This window comes from Microbacterium xerophyticum (genome assembly GCF_053543555.1).
The window spans coordinates 400,243-413,980 of the sequence record NZ_JBLVOB010000005.1 but is presented as its reverse complement, the minus strand read 5'-3'; the positions used below and the strand labels follow the sequence as shown (position 1 = coordinate 413,980).

The window sequence follows — 13,738 nt, the reverse complement described above, 5'->3', positions numbered from 1 at the left end:
GATTATCGAATTCAATACGACGCGCTCCGAGGTCTTGCGAACGTCAGCACTGCTGTGTCCGATTTCCGCGAGTCAGCGGCATTCGGACGTGTCAGAGTGTAGGCATGACCTTCCCCTCACTGAGCACGATGAGCTTCGATGAGCGATACCGTGCGATCGATGCGCGCGACATCCGCTTCGACGGCCAGTTCGTCACGGCCGTGCACTCGACCGGCATCTACTGCCGCCCGTCGTGCCCGGCGCGCACGCCGAAGCGGGAGAACGTCAGCTTCTATCCGACGAGTGCCGCAGCGCATGAAGCCGGTTTTCGCGCCTGCAAACGCTGCCTGCCCGAGGCGGCACCCGGATCGCCTGCGTGGGACCTCCGCGGCGACGCGGCCGCGCGCGCCATGAGGCTCATCGCCGACGGCGTCGTCGAGCGGGAAGGGGTCTCCGGGCTCGCCGCGCGGCTCGGCTACTCCTCTCGTCATCTCACCCGACTGCTGACCGCTGAACTCGGAGCCGGACCACTCGCCCTCGCTCGTGCGCATCGTGCCCACAACGCGCGGATGCTGCTCGTCGGCACTGACCTGCCGATCTCTGACATCGCCTTCTCTGCCGGATTCGCCAGCATCCGCCAGTGCAACGACACGATCCGAGAAGTGTTCTCGCTGACCCCCACCGAATTGCGTGCACGGCGAAAGATCTCGCCGGTCGCGATGCCGGGGACGATCGACCTGCTCCTCCCGCATCGGGAGCCGATGGATGCGGCCGGTATCTTCGCGTGGATGGCTGCACGCGCCCTGCCCGGGGTGGAGAACACGACCGCGAGTTCGTTCTCCAGGTACCTGCGCATGCCAGGCGGCCCCGCGTGGTTCGAGGTGCGCCAGGACGGTGCTTCCACGCTGCGCCTGCGCGCTCGAGTAGCCCACCTCGGCGACCTCGCCCCTCTCGTCGCGACCGCTCGGCGGATATTCGATCTGGATGCCGACCCGACCGCCGTCGACGCGGCGCTGTCTGCGCACCCGCTGCTCGCTCCGCTCGTCGCGCGCGTGCCCGGCATCCGCGTGCCCGGCGCGGCGGACCCGCATGAGATGCTCATCCGGGCGATGGTCGGTCAGCAGATCACGGTCGTCGCAGCGCGCACGGCGCTCACGGCACTGGCCGTGGCGCTGGGGGAGAAGGTCGAGGACGGACACCTCTTCCCGACGATGTCCGCGATCGCCGAGCGCGGCGCGGAAGTACTGCGCGGTCCGGCCGCGCGCATCAGAGCCATCACCGGCGCCGGCGCGGCTCTCGCCGACGGATCGCTGACGCTCACGGTCGGAGACGACCGTTCGGCGCAGCGTGCGGCGCTCCTCGCCATGCCGGGGATCGGCCCGTGGACCGCGGACTACGTGCGGATGCGCGTGATCGGCGACCCGGATGTTTTCCTCCCCGGCGATGTCGCCGTACGCGCCGGGGCCGCGGCATCCGGACTCCCGTCAGATCCGAAACCTCTCACCGCCTGGGCCGAGCGCGTCGCGCCCTGGCGCAGTTATCTCACCGCGCACCTGTGGCGTACCGCGCCCGTTCGCACTCCCAAGAAAATGAAGACGACGATCAAGGAGCTCTCATGACCGCTCTCATCCAGACCATCGACACCGCAGACGGTGCCTTCACCCTTCTCGTCGACGGCGATCAGCGCGTGCTCGCCTCCGGGTGGACCTCCGATCATGAGGCCGTCATCTCCCGACTCGCCGCGCGCACGCGCCCGGTCGATGTCCGAGAGGGCGAGACGGATGCCGCGGCCGCTGTCATCGCGTACTACGACGGCGACTTCGCTGCGATCGACTCCGTGCCGGTGCGCCAGTTCGGCACCGAGATGCAGCAGGCCGGCTGGGATGCGCTGCGCCGGATCGCACCGGGGGAGCCGCTGACCTACACGTCCTTCGCCGCGGGGCTCGGCAATCCGCAGGCGGTGCGGGCCGCGGCATCTATCTGCGCGCGCAACGCGCCGGCGCTCTTCGTCCCCTGCCACCGGGTGCTGCGCACAGACGGCTCGCTGGGCGGCTTCGCCTGGGGACTGCCGGTGAAGCAGTCGCTGCTCGCCAGAGAGGCCGCGGCTTGAGGTCGAGCGCGACGTGATCCAGACGCGCGCCGTCAAGAGAGGCAGACTGGTGCGGAGCCCGATCGGAGGTGCATGTGCCCGCTGCTGCTCGTCATGACGCGATCCTGCGAGAGCTGGAGTTGAGAGGTGCTCTGTCGAGCGCCCCGTTCGCCGCGCGACTGGGCGTCACGACCATGACTCTTTGGCGCGATCTGGTTTCTCTGGAACAGCGCGACCTCCTGGTTCGCGTGCACGGCGGAGCGATCTCCCTCCCGGTGGCACAACAGCAGTCGAGGGAAACGCCGGCGACGCGACCACGCCCCGTGGCCACCATCGGGATGATCGTACCGACGACGCAGTACTACTTCGCCGAAGTGATCCGCGGGGCGAGTCAGGCGGCTCATGAATCGAACTGCAGGCTCGTGGTCGGAGCGACGAACTACTCACCGCTGGAGGAGCTGCGTCAGGCGGAGAGATTGATCTCAAGCGGCGTCGACGCCCTAATGATCACGCCGCACGATGCGATCGCACAGACGTCGCCGCTGCAGCGAACGCTGGAAGAGGCGGACATCCCCGTGGTCATGGTCGAACGCTCCGTCGAAGACGACCTCGCCGGCCGACTCGAATGGGTCCGCACCGACCATGCGCACGGTGCGGAGGTGGCCGTGCGACATCTCGCGCAACAGGGGCATGTCGCGATCGCACTGGCGGCCAGGCCATCCGCTACTGTCGCGGGCCTGGATGCGGGATTCCGGCGAGCGATGACTGCTCTGGACTCGGCAGCCGCGCTTCCGTTTCGGCGCGACCTCTCGCACCCGCAGGTCGGCGACGATGCGAACATCGTCGAACTCGACGACCTGCTCAGCGACTGCCTAGAACGAGGCGTCACGGCCGCGATACTTCTCGGCGATGCCGATGCCATGGCATTCACGAACCTCGTGCTGGAGCGGGGCTTGCGCATTCCCGAGGATTTCGCCGTGATCGCGTACGACGACGAGGTCGCGGCCTTCGCGACCGTGCCGCTCACTGCGATCGCGCCGCCGAAGCACGAGCTCGGTCACGCTGCGCTGCGGCTGTGCTTCGACCGGCTGAAGCAGGCGTCTGGTTCACCGCGGACTCCAGTGCGCATGGCGCTGCTGCCGACCCTGATCGTGCGCGATTCGACGGTTCGGAACCATTGAATTGTTAGGTTCTGTTAGAAAGAGCGGCCTGACTTAGGCGCGGGAGGAGGAGTCGTTGATGATCGATACGCACGGTCAACGATTCAAAGGAGAACCCGCCGATGTCCCTGCGTCGAACCCTCACCGCCACGGGCGCCCTCGCGGCATCCATCGCACTGCTCGCTGGCTGCGCCGGTGGCGCAAACCCTGTTGAGAGCAAAGAACCAGAGAGCGCTCCCGCCGCAGGCGAAGTCACATTCTGGTCTTCGCTGAGCGGCATGGCCGATGTCGCCGCCGCGTTCAACGCAAGCCAGGACGATATCGACGTCCGATTCGAGGAGATCCCGAACGGAGCCAACGGCGGTTACACCAAGCTGTCTGCAGCCATCGAATCTGGCAGTGGTCCCGATGTCGTCGGCATCGAGTACGACCGCTTGCCGGGATTCGTCGCCGCAGAGCAGGTTCAGCCGGTCGACGGACTCGTGCCGCAGGATGTCCTGGGCGAGTACGACGAGCAGGTGCGGAATCTCGTCTCGTTCGCGGACGCGGCATACGCCGTTCCGTACGATGCGCCTCCGCTGGTCATCTGGTACCGACAGGATGTGCTGGAGGCCGCCGGTGTCGACGTGCCGACGACGTGGGACGAGTTCGAGGACGCCGCACGCGCCGTCAAGGCTTCGAACCCGGACGCGTACCTCACGAGCTTCTTCACGAACGAGCCGCAATTGGCACCGTTGTCGTGGCAAGCGGAATCCGAGTGGTTCGGCGTCGAGGATGACCACTGGAACGTCGCGATCGACGACACGACGTCGACTGAGGTCGCCGACTACTGGCAGCGTCTCATCGACGAGGATCTCGTCAAGAAGCAGCTCGGGTTCAGCGACGAGTGGACGGCTGACTTGAACAACGGCGTCGTCAACGCCTGGGTCGGCGGATCCTGGAGCGCCTCCGGTCTGAAGACCCGCACCGAGGCCACCGGTCAGGCCGGCAAGTGGATCGCGGCGGTACCGCCGTCGTGGGACGGAGAGCCGACCGGCGCCCTGAGTGGCGGAACGAGCTTCGCGATCCCCTCGGATTCCGACAACGCGACGGCAGCCGCCGTGTTCCTCGAGTGGCTCGTCACCTCACCGGATGCCGTGGAAGCGCGTGGCGCCGTGGGCACTGCCTACCTGGCTTACCCGGGGCTGAACGAGGCCGCCGCTGCGGTCGCACCCACCGACTATTACGCCAACGACATCTACGAGGTGTTCGATGAGGCCTCCGAGAACCTCGGTGCCTGGGCATGGGGACCGAAGTACGACCTCACCGCCACTGCGCTCAAAGACGCCGTCACGGCGTCGGCGACACTCGGTGAAGCGCTGACGGCGACGCAGCAGTCGACGGTCGACGGGCTCGAGAAGCTCGGTCTCGACATCACCGAATAGCGCACACCTTCGTGGGGCGGGGCCCACAAGCTCCGCCCCCTTGATCCCTACCGAAGGACAATGATGATGAGCAGCCAGACGCGCACGGCGCGAAGCGCCGCGAAGAAGAAGTCGATTCCGGGGACGGGCGGACGCACGGCTTCGATCTTCCTGATTCCCTTCTTCGCTCTCTTCGCATTGACGATGATCGCGCCGGTGATCTACGCGGTCGGGATGAGCCTGTTCGCGGAGCAGCGCAGCGGCCTCGGCTTCGGTGGCACCACAGTCGAGTTCGTCGGCCTGGGCAACTACCTCGAGGTGCTGGCCGACCGCACCTTCACGGACGGTTTCGGTCGTCTCGCGATCTACTGCCTGCTCTACGTGCCATCGCTGCTCGCCGTCGCGCTGATCCTCGCGCTGCTGCTCGACGCCACGGTCACATACGCCAAACGGGCGTTCCAGCTGCTGCTCTTCCTCCCGCATGCCGTGCCGGGCGTCATCGCCGCACTCATCTGGGCGTACCTCTACACACCGGGCGTGAGCCCGATCGTGAATGCCCTGCAGTCCGGCGGCATCGCGATCGATTTCCTCTCCATCCATCTCGTCCTCCCGTCTATCGTCAACATCGCGGTGTGGGAGTGGGCCGGGTACAACGTCATCATCCTGTTCACCGCGCTGCAGGCCGTGCCGCGGGAGGTCCTCGAGGCCGCCAGGGTCGACGGCGCCGGCGAGATCCGCACCGCGGTGTCGATCAAGACCCCGCTCGTGTGGCCCGCCATCGGCGTGGCGCTGCTGTTCACGGTGATCGGCTCGCTCCAACTGTTCACGGAGCCAAAGATCCTGTCTTCTGCGACCACCGCGGTCACGAGCACCTGGGTTCCCAACATGTGGGCGTACGACGCGGCATTCAACCGCAACAACCTGCCGCAGGCGGCAGCCGCCTCGATCATCCTCGCCCTGCTCGCCGGCCTGCTGTCCTGGGTCGTCACCCGATTCACCTCGAAGGAGCCGACGCGATGACTGCCGTGTTCGACACCCCGGCGCAGATCGCACCGGCACCCGCGAAGAGCGCTCCAGAGCGTCGCCGCAAGCGCCGCACGGATCGCCGCATCCCCGCCATCGTCGGCGTCAACGGGCTGCTGATCCTCGGCTCCGCCTACATGGTGCTTCCGTTGCTCTGGCTCGTCTTCGCATCCACCAAGAGTGCCGGGGAGCTGTACTCCGGTAACGCGTTCGCGTTCGGCACCGACTTCCTCGTCAATCTGCAGCGCCTCCTGGTTCAGGACGACGGCATCTTCCTGCGGTGGCTGGCCAACAGCATCCTGTACGCGGGCGTCGGCGCGATCCTCGGCGGATTCATCTCGCTGATGGCCGGCTACGCCTTCGACAAGTTCGAGTTCCGCGGCAAGCGCGGCCTCTACTCGGCCGTGCTCATCGGCGTGCTCATCCCGAACACCGCGCCCGTGATCCCGTTGTACCTGCTCGCCGCATCCGTCGGGATGACCAACACGATCTGGGCGGTGCTGATCCCCACGCTGTGCAATCCGTTCAGCGTCTACCTCGCGAGAGTGTTCTCGTCGGGGTACCTGCCCGCTGAGACCCTGGAGGCCGCTAGGGTGGACGGCGCTGGCCCCTTCCGGAGCTTCCTCCAGGTCGGCCTGCCGATGCTGGTTCCCGGCTTCGTCACGATCGCGTTGTTCCAGTTCGTCGGCATCTGGAACAACTTCATGCTGCCGCTGATCATGCTGCAGAACCGCGAGCTCTTCCCCTCGAGCGTCGGTATCGCTCTGTGGCAGAGCCAGGTGCAGCAGAACCCCGAGTTTTCCCCGCTCGTCATCGCCGGATCGTTCATCTCGGTGGTGCCGCTGATCATCGCCTTCGTGATGCTGCAGCGCTTCTGGCGTGCTGGTCTCTCGGCAGGGAGCGTCAAGTGACCGCGCGTCGCCCTGTGATCGCCTTCGCGATGGCGGACTCCGTCCGCGAGCGGGTCTTCTCACCGGCCAGGATGCGGGAGTACGAGGCCATCGCGCATGTCGCGGGTTTCCTCACCGACTTCGAATCGGATGCCGCCAAAGAGACCCTCGCCCGCGTCGAGGTGCTAGTGAGCGGGTGGGGAGCGCCGCGCCTCGATGCCGCGGTGCTCGACAGGGCCCCGCACCTGGAAGCCGTGCTGCACGCAGCCGGGACGGTGAAGCCGTACATCGACCCCATCGTGATCGACCGAGGTGTGCGAGTGAGCACTGCGGCGGCGGCGAACGCCGTCCCCGTGGCGGAGTACACCGTTGCGATGATCGTCCTCGCCGGCAAGAAGGTGCTGCCGATAGCGCAGCGCTATCGAGAGCTCCGGGACACGTTCGACGTGGAGGGCGCCTTCCACGGCATGGGCAACTACGGTCAGCGCATCGGCATCGTCGGTGCATCCAAGATCGGACGGATCGTGATCGACATGCTGCGCGACTACGCCTTCGAGGTGGTCGTGTACGACCCGTACCTCACGGACACCGTGGCCGAAGAACTCGGCGTCGCCTCGGTGCCGCTCGAGGAGCTGCTTCGCACCAGCGACGTGGTCTCGGTGCATGCCCCCTCCCTGCCCGCCACGCAGCACCTCGTCAGCGCCGAGGGCATCGGCTGGATGCGCCATGGCGCCACCCTGGTAAACACCGCGCGCGGCGAGATCATCGACCAGGAGGCTCTCACCCGCCGTGTGATCGCCGGCGAACTGTTCGCGATCCTCGACGTCACGGTGCCATGGGTCCTGGAGCCGGAGCATCCCCTGTACACATCTGAGCACGCGCTTCTGACACCGCATGTCGCCGGGTCCCTCGGCCGGGAACTCAATCGGCTCTCCGAGTCGATGCTCGACGAGCTGCGCCGGATCGCGACCGGCCGTCCGCTGATGCACGCGATCGACGCGGAGATGCTCGGCATCACCGCGTGACCCTCGCCTCACCTTCCCGATCAACGACGACAAAGAAGGAGCAACACTCATGACGGAATCTCAGTTCTCGCGACGGACCATGCTCATGGTAAGCGCGGGCGGCTTGCTCTCGGCGGCCATCGGAATCGCCGCACCGCCCGCCGCGCACGCGGCCCAGCTGGCGACGTCCGCGTTCGGCGTCAGAACCGGTCGGCCGGGCACATCGGTCACGGAGCTCGGCTCCGGGATAGAACAATACTCGCTCATGAGCGGAGTGCTCTTCGAAGGCGTCTCCTACATCGGATCACGTAACCTCGAGCCGACCGGCGTCATCGCATTCGACGTCGCATCCGCGAGCGTCATGCACACCACCACGCTCGGCAATGGCCACAGCATCCAGGCGCTCGCCGTCGATCCCGTCAACCGTCTTCTCTACATCGGCGTGCTCCAGAAGGAAGCCGGCCCGGACAACCTGTATCGCTGGGACCTGTCGGATCCGACGAGTCCGGCGCGCGCGATCGGCAGGACTGGCGATCGGGATGTGCGCGACCTCGCGGTCTCGCCAGACGGCACGCTGTTCGCGGTGGGCGGCGGTGGAACCGGGGCTCCGGCGCTATGGCAATACAGCCCGGTCACCGGCGTCGTCACCAGCCTCGGCGTTCCCGACGCGAAGGTGACACTCGCGCGCGCGGTCGCCGCGACCGATCAGACTGTCTACTTCGGTGCGGGCAGTACGCTCGGCGGCGGCTCGGGCACCAGCAGGGCCGCGCTGTACGCGTACGACCGTGCGAGTGGGACCCACAGCGACATCACGCCGGTCGAGATGACCAACGATCCGAGCATCCGTGAGCTCGCCGTCGACGGCGAACGTCTGCTCGTCTCGACCGCTGCCTCCGCGGAGTCCTCAAAGCTCGCGGCCGTCGCCCTCGCGGATCACTCGTCGTACGAGTTGGTGACGTCGATCGGCAAGACGGCCAAGAACTTCGCCGTGCTGGGCGGCGCGGTGCACTGCGCGAACGAGACCGGTATCGTCCGATGGGTTCCCGGTACTTCGAATGTCGACCAGCTCCCGCTCGGCATCGATCTCGGAGAGATCTGGGGACTCGACGCGCATGCCGACGGGCTGGTCGCGGTATCCGGCTATGGATTCGTCGCCGACTTCGAGCTGGATGGTGCCGTCCGCGGCGAATACGACCTCGGCCTGGCCGGCGCTCCGGTGAGTGCGCAGACCTGCATGGGCATCGCCGTCGGTGCGGGATTCGCGTACGTCGGCGGCAACGGCGGCATCGCACGTCACGATCTCACTACGGGGGAGGCAGTGAATCTCCGCGCTCCGGGGGAGGCGAAGGACGCCGAAGTCGTCGACGGCGTGCTCTACACCGGACAGTACAGCTCGCAGGGCATCTGGTCCTACGACCCGGCATCCGGCGATCCGATCCACCGGGTCGCGTCGTTCCCGTCCGAGCAGAACCGTCCGCTCGACACTCACTGGGACGAGAGCAACCGATTGCTCCTGGTTGCTGCACAGGCCGACACCGAAGGCGGCGGCTCGCTGTGGACGTACGACCCTGCTACAGGCGCGAGCACGCACGCGATCAATCCGATCGATGATGTGCAACTGGTACGCGCGGTCGTCTCGGTCGACGGCGTCGCCTATCTCGGAGGCGACAACGCCCAGAAGACCGGCCCCCGCGGCACGATAGTCGCGTGGGATCCGATCGCCCACAAGGAACTCTGGCGCATCGAGACTGCGCTGCCGAATGGCATCGCCGCCCTCGCCAGTCACGGACGCCACCTCTTCGCGCTGACACTCGGTGGCGGGTTGGTGGTGATCGACAGGCCTCGGCGAGAGATCGTGCACACTGCCGATCTCAGGACCATCAGCCCAGGATTCGCCGCGATGAAGGCGGCGCGCGGGGTGATCTATGCCGTGTCGGATACCACGCTCTTCCGCATCCACCCGCGCACGTTCGAGGTCACAGAGGTCGTCCCCGCCATCAACGGCGGCTGGTACAGCGGCCCGCACCTCAACGTCGACGAGGACGGTGCGATCTACACGCTCCGAGGACGGATGCTGGTGAGGGTGGACGATCACCCGCACGCGTGATGCATGTGTGAGGAGGACCCTCGAGGCCGCGCGGGCTGAGTTCCCGTGCGGCCCCGCGGCGTTAGGGGAATGTCTCTTGCGCCCAGCTGGTTCACAGCAATAGGCTGGAGGGCTGTCGCACCGACCGGGCGACGATGCCGAGCCTGAGGAGGACACCATGATTTCGATCGCCGCTGCGCAGATCACCGTTCTTGGCTCGAACCCGGTGCACCGCGGATAGCGCTTCACTCCGCACTTCGATTTCCCGGCTCCTGGCCTCACGGCCGAGCCCATCTCTCTCCTCTTCCGCATCGAAACTCGTCTGAGAGTCATGTCTTCCTCGTCATCGCAGAAACAGTCCTCTTCGCTGTCCACTCCAGCCGCACTCTGGCGCCTCGCACCGTTCGTCCGTCCCGTGATCTGGCGGTTCGGGGGAGGCGCCGCGAGCGCTCTCGGCGCCGCCGTCATCGCTCTGATGATCCCGCTCGTGCTCGAGCAGATCGTGCAGGGCCCCATCCGCACCGGGTCGATCGGCCTCATCGTCCTCGGTGCCGTCGTCGTGCTCGTGCTGGGCTTCGGCGAAGCGCTCATGGTGTGGCTGCGCCGCTGGTTCATCCTGAAGCCCTCGACCGAGGTCGAGTACCGCATGCGCACGCTGCTGTACTCGCGTCTTCAGACGCTGCCGGTCGCCTTCCACGATCGCTGGCAGTCCGGTCAGCTGCTCAGCCGCATGATGCAGGACATCGGCCTCATCCGCCGGTGGTTGGCGTTCGGGCTCATCCTGCTCGTCGTCAACCTGCTCACCATCATCATCGGAGCGGTGCTGCTGTTCCGCTGGCATTGGCTGCTGGGCACGATCTTCATCGTCACCGCGATCCCGCTGTGGATCACCGGCTACCGCTTCGAGAAGCGCTACGGGCGCCTCGCACGTCAGAGCCAGGATCAGGCCGGCGACCTCGCCACCAGCGTCGAGGAGAGCGTGCACGGCATCCGCGTGCTGAAGGCCTTCGGTCGCGGAAAGCACGCGCTCAGCCGTTTCAGCACTCAGGCCGAGTCGCTGCGTGCGACGGAGCTCAGCAAGGCGCGCGCGGTCGGATCCATCTGGTTCTGGCTCGATCTGATGCCGCAGATCGCCTTCGGCCTCAGCCTGATGTCGGGCATATGGCTGATCTCGCAGGACGCGATCGAGTTGCCGGAGCTGTTCGCGTTCTTCGCGATGGCGACGGTGCTGCGTTGGCCGATCGAGTCGATCGGGTTCCTGTTCTCGTTCATGCTCGACGCGCGCACGGCATCCGACCGCGTGTTCGACATCTTCTCCGAGACGAACAGCATCACCGACCCCGAGCACCCTGTGCACATCGAGGAGCCCCGCGGCGAGCTCGTCTTCGAGAACGCGCACTTCCGCTATCAGGATGCCGGCGACGCCGAGCGCGATCTTCTCGACGGCATCGACCTGGTGCTGCGACCGGGTGAGACCATGGCGCTGGTCGGCCTCACCGGCAGCGGCAAGACGACCCTCACCACGCTGCCGACCCGTCTGTACGACGTGACGGGAGGACGAGTCCTGCTCGACGGCGTCGACGTGCGCGACCTGACGCTCGTGGAGCTGCGCCGCCACATCGCGATGGCATTCGAGGACGCGACATTGTTCTCGGCATCCGTCCGCGAGAACGTGCTGCTCGGCCGTGCCGAGCTCGACATCCACGGCGAAGAGGGCGAGCGCGTACTGCGCGAAGCACTGGAGGTCGCGCAGGCGACGTTCGTGGATGCGCTCCCGGATGGCGTGGAGACCGTGATCGGCGAGGAGGGGCTCAGCCTGTCCGGTGGGCAGCGCCAGCGCCTGGCGCTCGCACGCGCGGTCGCGGCGAACCCCAGGGTGCTGGTGCTCGACGACCCGCTCTCGGCGCTGGACGTCGATACAGAGGCCCTCGTGGAAGAGGCCCTGCGGCGTGTGCTCGCCGACACCACGGCGATGATCGTCGCCCACCGTCCGTCCACCGTCGCGCTCGCCGACCGGGTCGCGCTGCTCGAGCGCGGCAGGATCACGGCGGTCGGCACGCACTCCGAGCTGCTGCGCACGAGCTCGCACTACCGGCACGTGATCTCCAGCCTCGAGGCGGAGGAGGCCGCGCGCACCGGTGCCATCCCGATCATCACGGATGAAGACCTCGAAGCGAGGGGCACCGCCGTCGAAGCATCCGCCACCGAGGAAGAGGAGGTGCAGGCATGAGCGCGACACTGACAGGGACCGAGGGCGAGGACCGCTCCAACTACACCCGCGAGGAGAGCAAGGCGATCCGTCAGCGTTCGCTGCGGCTGCTCGGCTCTCTCGTGAGCCCCCTGCGCGCGCAGATCGTGCTCGCGGCGATCGTGCTCGTGCTTTCGACGGCACTCCAGGTCGCCGGCCCCATCCTCATCGGCGTCGGACTCGACTGGGCGCTCCCGGCCGTGATCGACAACGCCGACTGGATGCCGACGTTCGGCATCGGAATCATCTACCTGGTCGCCGGCGGTGCCGCGGCAGCGCTGATCGGCTGGTACGTCGTGATCGCCGCACGCATCACGCAGGCGGTGCTGATCGATCTGCGCAAGCGGATCTTTCTGCACACTCAGCGGCTGAGCCTCGAGTTCCATGAGACCTACACCTCCGGGCGGATCATCTCGCGGCAGACGAGCGACCTCGACTCGATCCGTGAACTGCTCGACGGCGGTCTCAACAACCTCGTATCGGGCGTGCTGTTCGGCGCGTTCACGTTCATCACGCTGCTCGTGTGGGACTGGCAGTCCGGAGTGATCCTGCTGATCGCCCTGATCCCGCTGTACCTGCTCATGCGCTGGTTCTACTCGCGCTCGCAGGTCATCTTCCGCGAGTCGCGCGTCATCAGCGCCAAGGTCATCGTGCAGTTCGTGGAGACCATGACGGGCATCCGCGCCGTCAAGGCGTTCCGCAAGGAGCCGCGCAACGACGCGAGCTTCGAGAAGGTCGCCGGTGACTACCGCGACGTGAACCGCCGTTCGATGCTGCTCTTCGGCACCTTCGAGCCAGGGCTGATGACGGTGGCCGCCTTCACGCTGGGTCTCGTCGTGCTCTGGGGCGGCATCCGTGTCTCGACCGGAGCACTGACAGTGGGTGTGCTGCTGTCGGCCGTCCTGTACGTGCGCAACTTCTTCGCGCCGATGCAGGAGATCGCGATGTTCCTGAACTCCTACCAGTCCGCCACGGCGGCACTGGAGAAGGTCTCCGGAGTGCTGGACGAGGTGCCGACGGTACCGGACCCCGAGAAGCCGGTCGACCTGTGGGAGTCCCGTGGCCACGTGAACTTCGACGAGGTCACTTTCGGGTACTCGGGCGAGAAGACGATCCTGCCGAACTTCAGCCTCGACATCCCCGCGGGGCAGACCATCGCGCTCGTGGGCACGACGGGAGCGGGCAAGTCGACGCTCGCGAAGCTCATCTCGCGGTTCTACGACCCCTCGCTCGGGCGCGTCACGCTCGATGGAGTGGACCTGCGTTCGCTGCATCCGAAGGATCTGCGCCGGGCGATCGTCATGGTCACCCAGGAGGCATACCTGTTCAGCGGAACGGTCGCGGACAACATCGCGCTCGGGAAGCCGGATGCCACGATGGACGAGATCCGCGCAGCCGCGAAGGCCGTGGGTGCCGATGAGTTCATCGAGGCTCTTCCGGACGGATACGCCAGTGACGTGAACAAACGCGGTGGACGCGTGTCGGCCGGACAGCGGCAGCTGATCTCGTTCGCGCGGGCCTTCCTCGCCGACCCCGCAGTGCTGATCCTCGACGAGGCCACCGCGTCGCTCGACATCCCGTCGGAGCGGCTCATCCAGGATGCGCTGCAGACGCTGCTCGCCGATCGGACGGCCATCATCATCGCGCACCGGCTGTCGACGGTCGCGATCGCCGACCGGGTGCTGGTCATGGAGCACGGCAGGATCATCGAGGACGACACTCCTGAGACGCTGATCAGCGGCACGGGCAAGTTCGCGCAGCTGCACGCGGCGTGGCAGCAGACGCTGGTCTAGTTCGCACGCCGCCGACCGTGGCGGGGGGCGCGACTCCGACGGCCGGATCCTCGGATCAGGGCC

The 13,738-nt window shown here is 66.8% G+C and carries 10 protein-coding genes; all 10 read left to right on the top strand.

Going from position 1 to position 13,738, the window contains the following annotated elements:
• The first annotated feature begins 104 nt into the window (after positions 1 to 104).
• The 10 genes from ACNPNP_RS06475 (at position 105) to ACNPNP_RS06430 (ending at position 13,675) form a co-directional block, all read left to right on the top strand.
• Positions 105 to 1,598: a DNA-3-methyladenine glycosylase 2 family protein gene (locus ACNPNP_RS06475; RefSeq protein WP_448965224.1), complete on the top strand. Its 1,494-nt coding sequence runs from the start codon at positions 105 to 107 to the stop codon at positions 1,596 to 1,598.
• Positions 1,595 to 2,089 (top strand): methylated-DNA--[protein]-cysteine S-methyltransferase, encoded by a 495-nt coding sequence (locus ACNPNP_RS06470; protein WP_448965223.1) that lies wholly within the window; start codon positions 1,595 to 1,597, stop codon positions 2,087 to 2,089. The genes ACNPNP_RS06475 and ACNPNP_RS06470 overlap by 4 nt, the downstream gene beginning before the upstream one ends.
• A 74-nt stretch (positions 2,090 to 2,163) precedes the next feature.
• Complete coding sequence (locus ACNPNP_RS06465) at positions 2,164 to 3,249, top strand: LacI family DNA-binding transcriptional regulator (RefSeq protein ID WP_448965222.1); 1,086 nt, start codon at positions 2,164 to 2,166, stop codon at positions 3,247 to 3,249.
• A gap of 101 nt (positions 3,250 to 3,350) precedes the next feature.
• Positions 3,351 to 4,652 (top strand): ABC transporter substrate-binding protein, encoded by a 1,302-nt coding sequence (locus tag ACNPNP_RS06460; RefSeq protein ID WP_448965221.1) that lies wholly within the window; start codon positions 3,351 to 3,353, stop codon positions 4,650 to 4,652.
• Between the two features lie 66 nt (positions 4,653 to 4,718).
• On the top strand, positions 4,719 to 5,651 hold the full coding sequence (locus ACNPNP_RS06455; protein ID WP_448965220.1) for a carbohydrate ABC transporter permease: 933 nt from the start codon (positions 4,719 to 4,721) through the stop codon (positions 5,649 to 5,651).
• Positions 5,648 to 6,565, top strand: coding sequence for a carbohydrate ABC transporter permease (locus ACNPNP_RS06450; protein WP_448965219.1), 918 nt, complete (start codon positions 5,648 to 5,650; stop codon positions 6,563 to 6,565). Before ACNPNP_RS06455 ends, ACNPNP_RS06450 begins: the two co-directional genes overlap by 4 nt.
• A complete protein-coding gene (locus ACNPNP_RS06445) occupies positions 6,562 to 7,569 on the top strand; it encodes a hydroxyacid dehydrogenase (RefSeq protein WP_448965218.1) in 1,008 nt (335 codons plus the stop codon). Before ACNPNP_RS06450 ends, ACNPNP_RS06445 begins: the two co-directional genes overlap by 4 nt.
• A gap of 49 nt (positions 7,570 to 7,618) precedes the next feature.
• Positions 7,619 to 9,655 carry a ligand-binding sensor domain-containing protein gene (locus tag ACNPNP_RS06440; protein ID WP_448965217.1) on the top strand — a complete coding sequence of 679 codons (2,037 nt, stop codon included), beginning with the start codon at positions 7,619 to 7,621 and terminating at the stop codon, positions 9,653 to 9,655.
• A gap of 310 nt (positions 9,656 to 9,965) precedes the next feature.
• Positions 9,966 to 11,864, top strand: coding sequence for an ABC transporter ATP-binding protein (locus ACNPNP_RS06435; RefSeq protein WP_448965216.1), 1,899 nt, complete (start codon positions 9,966 to 9,968; stop codon positions 11,862 to 11,864).
• Positions 11,861 to 13,675, top strand: a complete 1,815-nt coding sequence (locus ACNPNP_RS06430; protein ID WP_448965215.1) for an ABC transporter ATP-binding protein — start codon at positions 11,861 to 11,863, stop codon at positions 13,673 to 13,675. The genes ACNPNP_RS06435 and ACNPNP_RS06430 overlap by 4 nt, the downstream gene beginning before the upstream one ends.
• The last annotated feature ends 63 nt before the right edge of the window (positions 13,676 to 13,738 follow it).